Genomic DNA, 14,352 nt, shown 5'->3' with positions numbered 1-14,352 from the left:
CGCTGGTGCGGGTCGACGATGAACGCGAGTACGTCGAGTACGTGGAGGCCCACCTGCCGCGGCTGTACCGGGTCGCGGTGCTCGTGCTCGGCGAGCGGCACCGGGCCGAGGACGCGGTGCAGAGCGCGCTGACGACGCTGTACCGGCGCTGGTCGCGGCGCGCGGACGTGGCCAACCTCGACGCGTACGTGCACTCGATGGTGGTGCGGGCCTGCCTGTCCGATCAGCGGCGGCCGTGGACGCGGGTGTTCCTGGGCGGCGCCCCGCCCGACATCGGGGTGGACGCCGGGACCGGCGCGGTCGACGACCGGCTGGCGGTGCGGCAGGCGCTGCGGCGGCTGCCCGAGCGGCAGCGGCTCGTGGTGGCGCTGCGGTTCCTGTGCGACATGTCGGTGGCCGACGTCGCGGAGGTGCTCGGGCGGTCCGAGGGCACGATCAAGGCGCAGACGTCGGTGGCGCTGCGCACGCTGCGGGGAATGTTCGATGCGCCGGACCCGGGCGCGCAACTGCCGGCGAGGAGGCCAGCGTGAGCCCCGAGGAAGTGCTGCAGTCGTACGCCGAGCAGGACGTCGAGCCGGGCCGGATGAGCGCCGACGAGGTGCTGCGGACCGCGCGGGCCACCGTGCGCCGCGGCCGGGCGCGGGTCGCCGTCGTGGCCGGCGCCGCCGCGCTGCTGGTGCTGGCCGGGGTGGCGTTCGCGCTGCCCTCGCGGCGGCCCGACCGGGGGCTGCCCGCGGTACCGCCGTCCGCCGGCGCCTCGGCCAGCCCGGCGGCCCGGGTCTGGCCGCCCGCGGTGACCGGATCGGCGGCGCCGCTGACGTGCACCCCGTCGGCGCTGCCCGAGATGCCCGGCGACACGCCCCTCAAGCGGACGGTGGACGCGATCGACCCGACCGGCCGGTGGATCGTCGGCCACTCCTCGCTCGGCCTGCTGGTCTGGCACGACGACAAGGTCACCAACCCGGTCCCGCGCTTCGTGCCCGCGGCGGTCAACGCGTCGGGCGCCATCGGCGGGTTCGAGGTGCAGGCGGACGGCAAGAAGCGCGCCGCGATCGTCCGCGGCGGCGGCATCACCCGGCTGCCCCTGCCGGACGGCGGCGTCTCGAGCCAGGTGTTCGCCATCGACGCCAACGGCGACGCGCTCGGCAGCGCCACGATCGAGGGCAAGGCGACGTGGGAGTACTCCCTGCCGGTGGTGTGGCCGGCGGCGGGCGGCGTGGTCCCGGTGGTCGCCCCGCCGGATCTGCAGCCGAAGGACTCCACCCCGGTCGGCGCGAGCGCCCTGAGCGACGACGGCGTCATGCTCGGCTGGGTGCAGCGCGACCACAGGCTGGTCACGTACCGCTGGAACCTCGACGGCACCGGCACCGTGCTGGAGGACAGCCCGGTCTTCCAGGCCTACCGGGTGGCGGGCGACTGGGTCGTCGGCGAGGGCCAGGTCGGGGCCGACCGGGAGTACTTCGCGACCCACTCGTTCGGCCCCGCCGACGCCACCATGGTCTACACGGCGCACGCGCGCTGGAACCGGCGGACGGGCACGGCCGACGCCATGGGCGCCTTCCAGACGATGAGCCTGAGTGCGACCGGGCGGGCGTTCGGCGTGCGCGACACCGCGGACTTCCGCCCGGCGGTCTGGCACGACGGCACCGTCACGGCGCTGCCGCTGCGCAACCCCGCCCGCGGCGAAGTGCTCGGCGGCGGCATCTCCGCCGACGGCCGGACCATCGTGGCCGGCACCGGCACACGGGAGGGCAAGGACGGCCCGATCGACATCACCCGCTGGACCTGCTGAGCAGACCCAAGCGCGGGCAGCACCGTCACACGGTGCTGCCCGCGCAGGCGTTGAAGCCGGTCAGACGTTGAAGCCCAGGGCGCGCAGCTGGTCGCGGCCCTCGTCGGTGATCTTGTCCGGGCCCCACGGCGGCAGCCAGACCCAGTTGATGCGGATGTCCGAGACCAGTCCGCCGCCGGGGCCGGTGCACAGCGCCTGGCGGGCCTGGTCCTCGATGACGTCGGTCAGGGGGCAGGCGGCGGACGTCAGGGTCATGTCCAGCGTCGCGACGTTCTCCTCGTCGACGTGGATGCCGTAGACGAGGCCCAGGTCGACGACGTTGATGCCCAGCTCCGGGTCGACGACGTCCTTCATCGCCTCTTCGATGTCGGCCAGGACCGCGGTCATGCTTTCTCCTCAGAAGGTTCCGAACCGGCGCGTGCCAGGGCGTCCTTGTAGGCCATCCACGGCAGCAGGGCGCACTTTACGCGCGCCGGGTACTTCGCGACGCCGGCGAACGCCACCGCGTCCTCCAGCAGTTCCTCGTCCGGCTCGACCTGGCCGCGGCCGCCCATCAGCTCGGCGAAGGCCTCGTGCCGGCGCAGGGACTCCTCGACCGTCGCGCCCTTGAGCAGGTCGTGCAGGACGCTGGCGGAGGCCTGGCTGATGGAGCAGCCCATGCCCTCGTACGAGATGTCGGCGACGCTGCCGGCCTTCAGCGCGACCCGCAGGGTCACCTCGTCGCCGCAGGTCGGGTTGACGTGGTGGGCCTCGGCGTCGAAGGGCTCGCGCAGGCCGCGGCCGTGCGGGCGCTTGTAGTGGTCCAGGATGATCTCCTGGTACAGCTGGTCGATCTGCATCAGGCGAAGACCTTCCGGACCCGCTCGACGCCGCGGATGAGGGCGTCGATCTCATCGGTCGTCGTGTACAGGTAGAAGGAGGCCCTCGTGGTCGCCGGGACGCCGAAGCGGACGCAGGTCGGGCGGGCGCAGTGGTGGCCGACGCGGACCTGCACGCCGCCGTCGTCCAGGATCTGGCCGACGTCGTGCGGGTGGACGCCCTCGACGGTGAAGGAGATCGTGGCGCCGCGGTCGACCGTCGACTCCGGGCCGATGATCCGCACGCCGGGGACCGACCGCAGCGCGTCCAGGGCGTACGCCGTGATGGCCTTCTCGTGGGCGACGACGTTCTCCATGCCGATCGCGGCGAGGTAGTCCACGGCGGCGCCGAGGCCGACGGCCTGGGCGATCGGCGGGGTGCCGGCCTCGAAGCGGGCCGGCGGCGGCATGAACGTGGTGCCGGTCATCGACACCGTCTCGATCATCGAGCCGCCGCCCAGGAACGGGGGCATCGCGTCGAGCAGCTCGAAGCGGCCCCACAGGGCGCCGATGCCGGTCGGGCCGAGCATCTTGTGGCCGGTGAAGGCGATGAAGTCGGCGCCCAGCGCGGCGGCGTCGACGGGCACGTGCGGGACCGACTGGGAGCCGTCGAGCAGCACCAGGGCGCCGACCTCGCGGGCCTTGGCCACCAGGAGCTCGACCGGGTTGATCGTGCCCAGGATGTTGGAGTAGTGCACGAACGCCACGAGCTTGGTACGCGGGTTGATCAGCTCGTCGATGCCCGACAGGTCCAGCCGGCCCTCGTCGGTCAGCCCGAACCAGCGCAGCGTCGCGCCGGTGCGCTGGGCGAGCAGCTGCCACGGCACGATGTTGGAGTGGTGCTCCATCTCGGTCACGACGATCTCGTCGCCGGGGCCGAGGCGGAAGCGCGGGTCATCGGCCGTCGCGCTGAACGCGTGGGCGACCAGGTTGATCGCCTCGGTCGAGTTCTTCGTGAAGACGATCTCGGCCGCGGTGGTGGCCCCGACGAAGCCCGCGATCTTCTCGCGGGCCCCCTCGAAGGCCTCCGTCGACTCCGTGCCCAGGGTGTGCACCGACCGGGCCACGTTGGCGTTGTGCCGCTCGTAGTGCTCACGCACCGCGTCGATCACCTGGCGCGGCTTCTGCGAGGTGTTCCCGGAGTCCAGGTAGACCAGCGGGTGGCCGTTGACGGTCCGGTCCAGGATCGGGAAGTCCTTGCGGACACTCTCGACGTCGAATGCGTTCAAAGGTCTGCCCCTAAGCGATGGAGGCCGTGCCGGCGTCGGCCTGGAAGCGCTCGTACCCGGTGGTCTCGAGCTGCTCGGCGAGCTCCGGGCCGCCCTCTTCCACGATCCGGCCGTCGACGAACACGTGGACGAAGTCCGGCTTGATGTACCGCAGGATGCGCGTGTAGTGGGTGATGAGCAGCAGCCCGGTGTTGCCCTGCTCGCGGACCCGGTTGACGCCCTCGCTCACGATCCGCAGTGCGTCGATGTCCAGGCCCGAGTCGGTCTCGTCCAGCACCGCGATCTTCGGCTTGAGCAGCTCCAGCTGCATGATCTCGTGGCGCTTCTTCTCGCCGCCGGAGAAGCCCTCGTTGACGTTGCGCTGGGCGAACGCCGGGTCCATCTGCAGCTGCTCCATCGCGCCGCGCAGCTCGCCGGCCCAGGTGCGCAGCTTCGGCGCCTCGCCGTCGATGGCGGTCTTGGCGGTGCGCAGGAAGTTGGCCACCGAGACGCCGGGGACCTCCACGGGGTACTGCATGGCCAGGAACAGCCCGGCGCGGGCCCGCTCGTCGACGGTCATCGCCAGCACGTCCTGGCCGTCGAGGGTCACCGAGCCGCCGGTGACCTGGTACTTCGGGTGCCCGGCGATCGAGTACGCGAGGGTGGACTTGCCGGAGCCGTTCGGCCCCATGATGGCGTGGGTCTCCCCGGCGCGGACGGTGAGGTCGACCCCGGCGAGGATCGGCTTGAGCTCGCCGTCGGGCAGCTTGACCGAGACCTGCAGGTTGCTGATCGAGAGCTCGCTCACTTGAAGACTCCGTTACTCGGGTTCAGATCGATGTAGACGTCGCCGTCGCGTACCTCGACGGGGTACACCGGGACGGGCTCGGTGGCCGGGAGCCCGGTCGGCTCGCCGGTGCGCAGGTCGAAGCGCGAGCCGTGCAGCCAGCACTCCAGGGTGCAGCCCTCGATCTCGCCCTCCGACAGCGGGACCGAGGCGTGCGAGCACTCGTCGTAGACGGCGTAGAAGTTGTCGTCGTCGGCGTGGACCAGCGCGATCTCGGTCCCCTCGACCGTGACCTGCACAGCCTCGCCCTTGGCCACCTCGGCGGCCGCACAGACACGGATCATGCCCCGGCCTCTTCCAGCCGAGCCTCGATGGCCGCGCCGAGCCGGTCGCGCAGCTGCTCGACCGGGACCTTCAGCAGCAGCTCGTGGAAGAAGCCGCGCACGACGAGCTTGCGGGCCTGCTCGTCCGGGATGCCCCGGGACATGAGGTAGAACAGCTGCTCGTCGTCGAAGCGGCCGGTGGCGCTCGCGTGGCCGGCGCCGGCGACCTCGCCGGTCTCGATCTCCAGGTTGGGCACCGAGTCGGCGCGCGCCCCGTCGGTCAGGATCAGGTTGCGGTTGATCTCGTAGGTGTCGGTGCCGGTCGCCTCGGCCCGGATCAGCACGTCGCCGACCCACACCGTGTGGGCGTCGGCGCCCTGCAGCGCGCCGCGGTAGGCGACGTTGCTGCGGCAGTCGGGCACCGAGTGGTCGACGAGCAGCCGGTGCTCGAAGTGCTGGCCGGCGTCGGCGAAGTACAGGCCGAACGCGTCGATCTCGCCGCCGCGGCCGGCGTAGTCGACGCTGGTGTACTGCCGTACGAGATCGCCGCCGAGGGTCACCTGTACGTGGGTGACCTTGGCGTCCCGGCCGAGCCGGAAGCGCACGTGCTGGGCCTGGACGGCGTCGGCGGCCCAGTCGGTGACGGTGACCAGGGTGAGCCGGGCCCCGTCGCCGACGAGCACCTCGACGTTGTCGGCCAGCGTGACCGAGCCGGTCTGCTCGAGCACGACCGTGGCCTCGGCCAGCGTGCCGACCTCGACGACCGTGTGGCCGAACGCCGTCTCGGTGGTGGTGCCGACCAGCCGTACGACCGCCGGGGTCTCCAGCACCGCCTCGCGGGCCACCGCGACGACGAGGGCCTCGGTCGCGGCGCCGGCGGCCAGCGCGCTGATCCGGTCGAACGGGGTCAGCGCCGAGCCGACCCGGGGGTCGCTGCGGTCCACGGTGGCCACCGTGACACCGGCCGGCAGCTCGCCCGCCTCGACCTTGGGCGCGGTGGCGCCGGGTCCGGCGGTGGCGGTGGCCAGCCCGCGCAGGCGCTTGAGCGGCGTGAAGCGCCACTCCTCCTCGCGGCCGGTGAGCGCCGGGAAGTCGGCGACATCGAACGAGCGCACCTGCTGGGCGCGCGTCTTCGGCGGGACAAGAACGGGGGCGCTCATCCGACAGCGCCCTCCATCTGCAGCTCGATGAGCCGGTTGAGCTCCAACGCGTACTCCATGGGCAGTTCCTTGGCGATCGGCTCGATGAAGCCGCGCACGATCATCGCCATCGCCTCGTCCTCGGTCAGGCCGCGCGACATCAGGTAGAACAGCTGGTCATCGCTGATCTTCGAGACGGTCGCCTCGTGCCCCATGGAGACGTCGTCCTCGCGGATGTCGACGTAGGGGTACGTGTCCGAGCGGGAGATGGTGTCCACCAGCAGCGCGTCGCACTTGACGGTGGACTTGGAGTGGTGCGACCCCTCGAGCACCTGCACGAGGCCGCGGTACGACGTCCGCCCGCCCGCGCGCGCGATCGACTTCGACACGATGGTCGAGGAGGTGTGCGGGGCGGCGTGCACCATCTTCGCCCCGGCGTCCTGGTGCTGGCCCTCGCCGGCCATGGCCACGCTGAGCACCTCGCCCTTGGCGTGCTCGCCGGTCATGAAGACGGCCGGGTACTTCATGGTGACCTTCGACCCGAGGTTGCCGTCGATCCACTCCATCGTGGCGCCCTCGTGGCACACCGCCCGCTTGGTGACCAGGTTGTACACGTTGGTCGACCAGTTCTGGATGGTGGTGTACCGGCAGCGCGCGTTCTTCTTCACCACGATCTCGACCACGGCCGAGTGCAGCGAGTCCGACGAGTAGATGGGCGCGGTGCAGCCCTCGACGTAGTGCACGTACGCGCCCTCGTCGACGATGATGAGCGTCCGCTCGAACTGGCCCATGTTCTCGGTGTTGATCCGGAAGTACGCCTGCAGCGGGATCTCCACGTGCACGCCCTTCGGCACGTAGATGAAGCTCCCGCCGGACCAGACCGACGTGTTGAGCGAGGCGAACTTGTTGTCCCCGACCGGGATGACGGTGCCGAAGTACTCCTTGAAGAGGTCCTCGTGCTCCTTCAGCGCCGTGTCGGTGTCCAGGAAGACCACGCCCTGCTCTTCGAGGTCCTCGCGGATCTTGTGATAGACCACTTCCGACTCGTACTGCGCGGCCACGCCCGCGATGAGGCGCTGCTTCTCGGCCTCGGGGATGCCCAGCTTGTCGTACGTGTTCTTGATGTCCTCGGGCAGCTCGTCCCAGCTCGCGGCCTGCTTCTCGGTGGAGCGCACGAAGTACTTGATGTTGTCGAAGTCGATGTGCGACAGATCCGCGCCCCAGGCCGGCATCGGCTTGCGTCCGAACAGCCGCAGCCCCTTCAGCCGCAGGTCGAGCATCCACTCGGGCTCGTGCTTCTTCCCGGAGATGTCGCGCACGACGTCCTCGTTGAGGCCACGGCGCGCCGAGGCCCCTGCGGTGTCGGAGTCGGCCCAGCCGTACTCGTACCGGCCGAGGCCGGCAAGCTGATCGGCAGTCGTCATCTCACGATCCTTTGCCTATCGGGACGGGCTCCGGGCTGTACCCGGGCCGGAATATGGGTGGTGCAGACGCCGTCGCCGTTGGCGATGGTGGCGAGCCGCTGGACGTGCGTGCCGACCAGGCGCGAGATCACCTCGGTCTCGGCCTCGCACAGCTGGGAGAATTCCGCGGCCACGTGGGCCACCGGGCAGTGGTGCTGACACAGCTGCCCACCGGTGGCGATTGTGGTCGCGCCGGCAGCGTATCCCTCTGCCGTCAGCGCCCGCGCGAGGGCCTCGGCCCGGGCCAGCGGGTCCTCCCCCGCCTCCGCCATGGCCGACCGGCAGCGCTCCTCGAGCCCCGTGACCTGCGCGGCGGCGAACGCGGCGACCTCGGCCGGCCCGCCGTGCTCGGCGATCCAGCGCAGCGCGGCCGTGGCCAGCCCGTCGTAGGTGTGCGGCAGCGTCTCCCGGGCCGCCGCGGTGAGCGTGAACACCCGGGCCGGCCGCCCGCGCCCGCGCCGCCCGCGGTCGGGCCGCTCGCGGCTCTCGACCAGCCCCTCGGCGAGCATCGCGTCGAGGTGCCGGCGGACCCCGGCCGGGCTCAGCCCGAGGGCGAGGCCCAGCTCGGTCGCCGTGGCCGACCCCTGCTGGAGCAGCAGCTCGGTGACCCGGTCGCGGGTGCGCACGTCGAGCGGGGCCGGGCACGCATCCACGCCGCCGGGCGCGGGCGCACCTGGCACCTGCGCACGCGACACCGCGTCAGCGTTTTTCACAACACCAACGTTACGTAATTCGCCAACCGCGGGCAAATCACCGCCCGGGTGATCCACCGCACGGAAGGTAACCCTAACCAAACCCACCCTGCACCCGGCCGGCAACCGCGGGCTGCGCGCCGGCGGCGGCGGCCAGGCGGCCCGACCACCGATATGTAGCCGCGCGTAGTATCGCCGCCGTGGGGCGAATGGTGAGCAGGGTGAACGACTGGCTCGATCGGGACTCGACGCTGCGCGGGGCCGCGCTGGCGCTGCTGATCGCCAACATCGGCATCGTCTGCACCGGCGGGCTCGTGCGGCTCACCGGCTCGGGCCTGGGCTGCCCGACCTGGCCCAGCTGCACCGACGACTCCTACGTGACCACCGCGGCCATGGGCTACCACGGCGTCATCGAGTTCGGGAACCGCACGCTCACGTTCGTGCTCAGCGTGTTCGCCGTCGTGGCGCTGGCCGCGGCGTGGCGGCAGCGGCACAAGGCCCGCACGGCGCTGCGCGGGGCGGTCTGGGTGCTCGCCGGCATCGCCGCGCAGGGGGTGCTGGGCGGCATCACCGTGCGGATGGCGCTCAACCCGTGGACGGTCGCCGCCCACTTCCTGCTCTCCATGGCGCTCATCGCCGTCGCCGTGGTCTTCTGGCAGCGCACCCGGCCGGAGCCGCCGCGCTGGACGGCGCCCCGGGCCATGCAGGCGGCGGCCGTGGTCATCACCGCCGTGTCGGCGGCGGCGCTCGTGCTGGGGACCGTGGTCACCGGCAGCGGGCCGCACTCCGGGGACACCCGGGCCAGCCGCACCGGGTTCGACCCGGAGGCGATGTCGCAGCTGCACGCCGACTCCGTGTTCGTGCTCGTCGGGCTCTCGATCGCGGTGTGGTTCGGGCTGCGGGCCCTCGGCGCGCCGCTGCGGGTCACCCGGGCGGCGGCGATCCTCGTGCTCGTCGAGCTGGCCCAGGGGGTGGTGGGCTTCGTGCAGTACTTCACCGGCCTCCCCTGGCCCGTCGTGATCGCGCACATGCTGGGCGCCTGCCTGGTGTGGACGGCGACGCTCAACCTGCTGCTGGCCGTCCGGCCGCGCCGGGTTCAGGCCGAGGAGCGCGACCACTCGCTGGCCAGCACCGCGTAGCGCAGGTCGTCGGTCCACTCCCCCTTGGCCCAGCAGCTCTGGATCTCGCGGCCCTCCAGGCGGAAGCCCAGCCGCCGCAGCAGGCGTGCGGACCGGTCGTTGCGGCCGTCGACCGAGGCGTGCACGCGGTGCAGGCCCTCCTCGGCCAGCAGGTGGCCGACCACCCGGCGGACGGCCTCGGACGCGTAGCCGCCGCCCTGGAACCGCGGGGCCAGCGTGAAGCCGATCTCCGCCTGGCGCCCCTCGTCGTGGCGGTTCACCCCGACGTCGCCGATCAGGCGGCCGTTCAGGTCCATGGCGTACTGGAACCAGCCCTCGGCCCGCGGGTCCCGCCCGTCCAGGCCCGCGACGAAGTCCTCGGCGGCGGACAGCGGGAAGGCGCGTCCCAGCTCTGGTACCGCGCCACGTCCGGATCCGAACGGTAGGCGGCCAGCGCCGGGGCGTCATCGGCGCGGAAGCGGCGCAGGAGCAGCCGGTCGGTCCTCAACACCAGCCGACTGTACGGCGAACGCCCCCGCCAGCAGCGCCAGCGTCACGGTGGCGAAGACCCGGACCCCGAGCACGTGCAGGTGTTCGGCGTAGTCGGCGCGCAGCGACCCGATGGCCAGCGCGCCGGCGACGCACACCACCGCGGCCACGCCCCAGAAGCGGGCCGGGCGCCGGGCGACGGCGGGCGGCTCGCCGTGCCACCGCCGCAGGAGGTGGCTGCGCCCGATGTACCAGATGAGCAGCGGCGTGAACACCACGCCCATCGCGTCGCTGGCCTGGCGGATCGGCCACCACGCGGCCACCGGGCCCGGGTGCGTGACGAGGTCCCACAGCAGGTGGCTGACGGCGCCGATCAGGGCCGACCAGGCGGTGACGTACCAGCGGTGGCGCACCCGGGCCAGCACCCCGTAGTCGCGCAGCCACCACGGCAGGTGGGCGGCGACCCCGGGCGCGCCCCGGCGGATCACCCACGCCGTGGCGACCGCGGTCGGCAGGCACCACCACAGCAGGGCCGGGATCGTGTGGCCGGGGATGCGCACCCCGATGCCGTCGAAGGCGTAGGCGTAGTCGGGCGCGCAGGCGCCGGTGGCCAGGGCGACACCGTCGAACCAGCGGGGGCGCCAGAGCTTGAGCGGCAGGACGGCGAGCGGGTGCGTCGGCAAGGTCGAGGGCACGGGGCGAATGCTGCCAGCGGCCGGCGCCGTCGCGGTTCACCTCCACCGGATCATCACGAACCTCTCACAGCATTGCCGGGCTGTAAATTCATCTGCACTTTCTGGAGGCTCGCATCATTGGTGTGCAACCCTTCTTCGATGGGGCACACGGAACCGCTCATCATGCAGATCTACTGCCGCCTGGAAGTCGCGGTCACCGATCCGGAGGCCGTCGCGAAGCTCGCCGGCCAGCAGCTTCGCGAGGCTGACATCGACTGGTCACGGCGGGAGGAGGACCTCGAAGAGGCGGTCCACCAGCTCGAGTCCGACCTGACGCAGGCATTGGCGTGCGTCATTGAACACGATCGCATGATCGAACATCTCCCGGGGGTCGAACCGCGGGGCGGACTCGCGTTCACGACATTCGGCAAGCCCGATGACCGCTTCCGTCCGGGGTTCACCGATTTCCTGTAGGCGTGCCGGCGCCGGTCCTGCAGGGCCGGCGCCGGGTGCCCATGTTCCCGCCCCGCGAGCACCCGATGCTCGGTAGGCTCGGCTCCCGGCCGCTCATCACCCCCGGGGATCGCATGGGACCTACTACAAGCCTGTTCGGCGAGGTGCTCGCGCGCGGCGAGGTCGCCGCGGCGGTCGCCGACGACGCCTGGCTGACCGCGATGCTGCAGGTCGAGGCCGCGCTGGCCGAGGTGCAGGCGTTCAGCGGGCTGCTCGAGCAGGACGCCGCCGACGCGATCGGGGCGGCCTGCGCCCGGCCCGAGGCGTTCGCCGTGGCCGCGATCGGCGCGGGCGCGGCGGCGGACGGCAACCCGGTGGCGCCGCTGGTCGCCGCCCTGCGCCGCGCCGTCCCCGAGCCCTGGTCGCAGGCCGTGCACCGGGGCGCCACCAGCCAGGACGTCCTCGACACGGCCGGCATGCTGGTCGCCTCCCGGGCGCTGCGCCCGCTGCTGGCCGACCTGGCCGCGGCCGGCGACCAGGCCGCCCGGCTGGCCCGCGAGCACCGCGACACCCCCATGATCGGCCGTACGCTGCTGCGCCAGGCGGCGCCGACCACCTTCGGGCTCAAGGCGGCCGGCTGGCTGGCCGGCCTGGACGCCGCCCGGCGCCGGCTGGAGCAGGTGCAGCGGGAGCGGCTCGCGGTGCAGTTGGGCGGGGCGGCCGGCACCCTCGCGCCCTTCGGCGAGGCCGGTCCCGACGTGGTCGAGGGCCTGGCCACGGTGCTCGGGCTGTGCGAGCCGGCGCTGCCCTGGCACGCCGAGCGCACCCGCATCGCCGACCTGGCCGGCGCCCTGGGCTGCGCGGCCGGGGCGGTGGCCAAGGTGGCCCGGGACCTCACGCTGCTGGCCCGGAGCGAGGTCAACGAGGTCTCCGACGCCTCCAGCGTCGCCGCCGTCTGCGCGCTGGGCTGCGCCGCCTCCGCGCCCGGCCTGGTGGCCAACCTGCTGGCCGCGATGGACCACGAGCACGAGCGGGCGGCCGGCGCCTGGCACGCGGAGTGGCGCCCGATGCGCGAGCTGCTCATCGCCACCGGCTCGGCCGTCTCCTGGCTGCGCGCGGCCCTGGAGCGGCTGCTGGTCCACCCGGACGTGATGCGCGACAATCTGGCCCGCAGCGGCCTCACCGGCGACCTGACCGCCACCGGACCGCTCGTCGACCGGGCGCTGCAGGCGTTCGGGACCAAACGATGACGGCCTCGGACAACCCCGGATGCCGCTTGGGGCGTTGATACGACTATGGCAACGGTACGGCTACAGGCCCGCGGCATCGCCAAGCGCTACGGCCGCAGGAGCGTGCTGAACGGCGTTGACCTGACGGTGCACGCCGGGCAGGTCGCCGCGGTCGTCGGGGCGAACGGCACCGGCAAGTCCACGTTCCTCAAGATCTGTGCCGGGCTGGTCGGCGCCGACGAGGGCACCGTGACGATCGGGGGCACCGTCGGGTACTGCCCCCAGCAGGCCGGCCTGTTCCAGTTCCTGCGCCCGGACGAGCACTTCGAGCTCTTCGGCGCCGCGCGGAGCACCGGCCGGACGGCGTCACGCCGCGCGGGCCGGCGCATGGCACGGATGCTGTCGTGGGACACGAGCGGACCGGCCACGGCCCGGCACCTGTCCGGCGGGACCCAGCAGAAGCTGAACCTGGTGCTGGCCGCGCTCGGCGACCCTGCACGCTGCTGCTGGTCGGCCTGACGGCGGCACTGACGGCGGTCCGCCTGCGCCGCCGCAGGCACATGCGGCTCAGCCCAGCAGCTTGATCAGCAGGGGGGCCAGGGCCGCCGGGTCGACGTCGTGGGTCTGGCCGTCCAGGACCTCGAAGGTGGCCCAGGGCAGGGCGGCCGCGGTCTCCCGGGCGGCGTCGCACAGCCACGCCGGGCTGGCCCCGCCGGCGATGACGACGGCCGGCACCACCACGGACGCGGCCACCTCGGGCCGTACCCTGCCCGGGGCGAGCGCGGCGTCGTCGTAGGCCAGGGTCGGGGCGATCGCCTCCAGGGTGGCGAAGGCCGGCGAGGCCCGGAACCCGGCGATCGCCTCGGCCGGCATGCCGACCTTGCCCATGAACAGCGCCACGGCGTCCCCGCGGCGGCCGGCGGCGAGCAGCTCGGCCAGCCGCGCCGAGTACGCCGGGTCGGGCCCGACGAACGGCGGCTCGTAGACGGCGAGCGCGGTGATGCCGGAGCCCTGCGCGGCGGCGGCCAGCCCGACCGCGCCCCCGGACGACATGGTGGAGACGCGGGCCGACCCGCCCGCGGCCCCGACGACGGCCTGGAGGTCCTCGACCTCCCGCTGGGGGTCGAACGGCGGCGTGTCGCCGCTCTCGCCCCGGCCGCGCCGGTCGTACGTGACCACGGTGAAGTGCTCCCGCAGCAGGGCGGCGAGCGGGCGCATCGGCCCGGCGGCGCGGTAGCACATGGCGCCGTCGACCAGGACCAGGGCCGGGCCGGCGCCGGTGCTCTCGTAGCCGATGGCGGTGCCGTCGGCCGAAGTGACGGTGGGCATGGGGGCTCCTAACGGTCTCGGGTGAGCTCGGCCAGGTACGCGTCGAAGCGGTCCAGGCTGGTGTCGAACCCGGCCCGGGCCTGGGCGGCGAGGAAGGCGGCCGGGACGTTGGTCTGGTGGGTGACGACCTCGGTGCGGCCGTCGCCGAGGTCGACGAAGGTGACCTCGGTGCGCATGCCGCCCTCGACGCCGGGCTCGATCCAGACGAGCCGGCGCGGGCGGTCGATCTCGGCGTAGACGGCCCGCATGGTGTGCGTGCCGCCGTCGCCGCCGACGATCGTGGTCTCGAAGGCGCCGCCCGGGCGCAGGTCGACGACGATGCCGTCGAGCGGGGTGGTGGTGCCGGCCGGGCCCCAGAAGTGGGTCAGGTGCTCGGGCCTGGTCATGCAGTCGAACAGCAGCTCGGGGCCGGCCTCGTGGATCCGGCTGAACGTGAGCTCACCGACCTCCGTCATGCGGCACCGCCCTGCAGGCGCCGCAGGTGCTCGGCCAGCCGGTCGTGGCGCTCGGCCCACACCCGCCGGTGCCGCTCGATCCAGCCCACCGCCTCGGCCAGCCGCTCCGGCTCCAGCGCGCACGGGCGCGACTGGGCGGCGCGGCCGCGCGAGATGAGCCGGGCGCCCTCCAGCACCTTGAGGTGCTTGGAGACCGCCTGCTGGGTCATCGCGAAGGGCTCGGCCAGCTGGTGCACGGTGGCCTCGCCCTCGGCGAGGCGCTCCAGGATGGCCCGCCGGGTCGGGTCGGCCAGGGCCGCGAAGACGAGGCTCAGCTCGTCGGTGACAACCGCCATGCCCCGACC

At 73.0% G+C, this 14,352-nt stretch carries 18 protein-coding genes and 1 pseudogene; 6 read left to right on the top strand and 13 right to left on the bottom strand.

The annotated features are described in order from the left end of the window. Positions 1–5: 5 nt before the first annotated feature. Both ABD352_RS22630 and ABD352_RS22625 read left to right on the top strand, forming a co-directional pair. On the top strand, positions 6–530 hold the full coding sequence (locus ABD352_RS22630) for a SigE family RNA polymerase sigma factor (protein WP_344614441.1): 525 nt from the start codon (positions 6–8) through the stop codon (positions 528–530). After that, positions 527–1,792 (top strand): hypothetical protein, encoded by a 1,266-nt coding sequence (locus tag ABD352_RS22625; RefSeq protein WP_344614440.1) that lies wholly within the window; start codon positions 527–529, stop codon positions 1,790–1,792. Before ABD352_RS22630 ends, ABD352_RS22625 begins: the two co-directional genes overlap by 4 nt. Positions 1,793–1,852: 60 nt before the next feature. Here ABD352_RS22625 and ABD352_RS22620 read toward each other — a convergent pair whose 3' ends face one another. The 8 genes from ABD352_RS22620 to ABD352_RS22585 are packed head-to-tail and all read right to left on the bottom strand — an operon-like array spanning position 1,853 to position 8,282. Further along, on the bottom strand, positions 1,853–2,179 hold the full coding sequence (locus tag ABD352_RS22620; protein WP_238011286.1) for a metal-sulfur cluster assembly factor: 327 nt from the start codon (positions 2,177–2,179) through the stop codon (positions 1,853–1,855). Beyond that, a complete protein-coding gene (gene sufU / locus ABD352_RS22615) occupies positions 2,176–2,631 on the bottom strand; it encodes a Fe-S cluster assembly sulfur transfer protein SufU (protein WP_344614439.1) in 456 nt (151 codons plus the stop codon). The genes ABD352_RS22620 and sufU overlap by 4 nt, the downstream gene beginning before the upstream one ends. Beyond that, positions 2,631–3,878, bottom strand: a complete 1,248-nt coding sequence (locus ABD352_RS22610; protein WP_344614438.1) for a cysteine desulfurase — start codon at positions 3,876–3,878, stop codon at positions 2,631–2,633. The genes sufU and ABD352_RS22610 overlap by 1 nt, the downstream gene beginning before the upstream one ends. 10 nt (positions 3,879–3,888) lie before the next feature. Continuing rightward, positions 3,889–4,665, bottom strand: coding sequence for a Fe-S cluster assembly ATPase SufC (sufC, locus tag ABD352_RS22605; protein WP_344614437.1), 777 nt, complete (start codon positions 4,663–4,665; stop codon positions 3,889–3,891). Next, positions 4,662–4,988 (bottom strand): bifunctional 3-phenylpropionate/cinnamic acid dioxygenase ferredoxin subunit, encoded by a 327-nt coding sequence (locus ABD352_RS22600; protein WP_344614436.1) that lies wholly within the window; start codon positions 4,986–4,988, stop codon positions 4,662–4,664. The genes sufC and ABD352_RS22600 overlap by 4 nt, the downstream gene beginning before the upstream one ends. Further along, on the bottom strand, positions 4,985–6,127 hold the full coding sequence (gene sufD / locus ABD352_RS22595; protein ID WP_344614435.1) for a Fe-S cluster assembly protein SufD: 1,143 nt from the start codon (positions 6,125–6,127) through the stop codon (positions 4,985–4,987). Before sufD ends, ABD352_RS22600 begins: the two co-directional genes overlap by 4 nt. Next, on the bottom strand, positions 6,124–7,530 hold the full coding sequence (gene sufB / locus ABD352_RS22590; RefSeq protein ID WP_344614434.1) for a Fe-S cluster assembly protein SufB: 1,407 nt from the start codon (positions 7,528–7,530) through the stop codon (positions 6,124–6,126). The genes sufD and sufB overlap by 4 nt, the downstream gene beginning before the upstream one ends. Beyond that, on the bottom strand, positions 7,527–8,282 hold the full coding sequence (locus ABD352_RS22585; RefSeq protein WP_425553601.1) for a helix-turn-helix transcriptional regulator: 756 nt from the start codon (positions 8,280–8,282) through the stop codon (positions 7,527–7,529). The genes sufB and ABD352_RS22585 overlap by 4 nt, the downstream gene beginning before the upstream one ends. Positions 8,283–8,482: 200 nt before the next feature. Between ABD352_RS22585 and ABD352_RS22580 the strand changes: the two genes are divergently transcribed. Next, positions 8,483–9,400 carry a COX15/CtaA family protein gene (locus ABD352_RS22580; RefSeq protein WP_344614433.1) on the top strand — a complete coding sequence of 306 codons (918 nt, stop codon included), beginning with the start codon at positions 8,483–8,485 and terminating at the stop codon, positions 9,398–9,400. Here the strand turns inward: ABD352_RS22580 and ABD352_RS22575 are convergent. Together ABD352_RS22575 and ABD352_RS22570 are read right to left on the bottom strand one after the other, a co-directional pair. Continuing rightward, positions 9,358–9,806 (bottom strand): annotated as a pseudogene (locus ABD352_RS22575) (GNAT family N-acetyltransferase). The gene ABD352_RS22580 and the pseudogene ABD352_RS22575 overlap by 43 nt on opposite strands. A gap of 37 nt (positions 9,807–9,843) precedes the next feature. Next, positions 9,844–10,563, bottom strand: a complete 720-nt coding sequence (locus tag ABD352_RS22570; RefSeq protein ID WP_344614432.1) for a DUF4184 family protein — start codon at positions 10,561–10,563, stop codon at positions 9,844–9,846. Positions 10,564–10,725: 162 nt separating this feature from the next. Between ABD352_RS22570 and ABD352_RS22565 the strand changes: the two genes are divergently transcribed. The 3 genes from ABD352_RS22565 to ABD352_RS22555 are packed head-to-tail and all read left to right on the top strand — an operon-like array spanning position 10,726 to position 12,743. Next, positions 10,726–11,016: a hypothetical protein gene (locus tag ABD352_RS22565; RefSeq protein WP_344614431.1), complete on the top strand. Its 291-nt coding sequence runs from the start codon at positions 10,726–10,728 to the stop codon at positions 11,014–11,016. 2 nt (positions 11,017–11,018) lie between these two features. Then, entirely contained in the window at positions 11,019–12,245 is a 1,227-nt protein-coding gene (locus ABD352_RS22560) for a lyase family protein (RefSeq protein WP_344614430.1), read from the top strand. Positions 12,246–12,290: 45 nt separating this feature from the next. Then, a complete protein-coding gene (locus ABD352_RS22555; RefSeq protein ID WP_344614429.1) occupies positions 12,291–12,743 on the top strand; it encodes an ATP-binding cassette domain-containing protein in 453 nt (150 codons plus the stop codon). Positions 12,744–12,791: 48 nt separating this feature from the next. On the opposite strand, the gene ABD352_RS22550 is transcribed toward ABD352_RS22555, so the two are convergent. The 3 genes from ABD352_RS22550 to ABD352_RS22540 are packed head-to-tail and all read right to left on the bottom strand — an operon-like array spanning position 12,792 to position 14,343. After that, positions 12,792–13,553 (bottom strand): alpha/beta fold hydrolase, encoded by a 762-nt coding sequence (locus tag ABD352_RS22550; RefSeq protein ID WP_344614428.1) that lies wholly within the window; start codon positions 13,551–13,553, stop codon positions 12,792–12,794. 8 nt (positions 13,554–13,561) lie between these two features. After that, positions 13,562–14,008 (bottom strand): SRPBCC family protein, encoded by a 447-nt coding sequence (locus ABD352_RS22545; RefSeq protein WP_344614427.1) that lies wholly within the window; start codon positions 14,006–14,008, stop codon positions 13,562–13,564. Beyond that, on the bottom strand, positions 14,005–14,343 hold the full coding sequence (locus ABD352_RS22540) for an ArsR/SmtB family transcription factor (RefSeq protein ID WP_344614426.1): 339 nt from the start codon (positions 14,341–14,343) through the stop codon (positions 14,005–14,007). Before ABD352_RS22540 ends, ABD352_RS22545 begins: the two co-directional genes overlap by 4 nt. Between the last annotated feature and the right edge of the window lie 9 nt (positions 14,344–14,352).

This window comes from Dactylosporangium salmoneum, assembly GCF_039532525.1.
GTDB lineage: Bacteria > Actinomycetota > Actinomycetes > Mycobacteriales > Micromonosporaceae > Dactylosporangium > Dactylosporangium salmoneum.
This window is presented reverse-complemented; position numbering and strand designations above follow the sequence as displayed.

Excerpts from the sequence above, each read along its gene's own strand:
- ABD352_RS22620 (WP_238011286.1), bottom strand. The coding sequence starts at position 2,179 with ATGACCGCGGTCCTGGCCGACATCGAAGAGGCGATGAAGGACGTCGTC.
- sufU (WP_344614439.1), bottom strand. The coding sequence starts at position 2,631 with ATGCAGATCGACCAGCTGTACCAGGAGATCATCCTGGACCACTACAAG.
- ABD352_RS22600 (WP_344614436.1), bottom strand. The coding sequence starts at position 4,988 with ATGATCCGTGTCTGTGCGGCCGCCGAGGTGGCCAAGGGCGAGGCTGTG.
- sufD (WP_344614435.1), bottom strand. The coding sequence starts at position 6,127 with ATGAGCGCCCCCGTTCTTGTCCCGCCGAAGACGCGCGCCCAGCAGGTG.
- sufB (WP_344614434.1), bottom strand. The coding sequence starts at position 7,530 with ATGACGACTGCCGATCAGCTTGCCGGCCTCGGCCGGTACGAGTACGGC.
- ABD352_RS22565 (WP_344614431.1), top strand. The coding sequence starts at position 10,726 with ATGCAGATCTACTGCCGCCTGGAAGTCGCGGTCACCGATCCGGAGGCC.
- ABD352_RS22555 (WP_344614429.1), top strand. The coding sequence starts at position 12,291 with ATGGCAACGGTACGGCTACAGGCCCGCGGCATCGCCAAGCGCTACGGC.
- ABD352_RS22550 (WP_344614428.1), bottom strand. The coding sequence starts at position 13,553 with ATGCCCACCGTCACTTCGGCCGACGGCACCGCCATCGGCTACGAGAGC.
- ABD352_RS22545 (WP_344614427.1), bottom strand. The coding sequence starts at position 14,008 with ATGACGGAGGTCGGTGAGCTCACGTTCAGCCGGATCCACGAGGCCGGC.
- ABD352_RS22540 (WP_344614426.1), bottom strand. The coding sequence starts at position 14,343 with ATGGCGGTTGTCACCGACGAGCTGAGCCTCGTCTTCGCGGCCCTGGCC.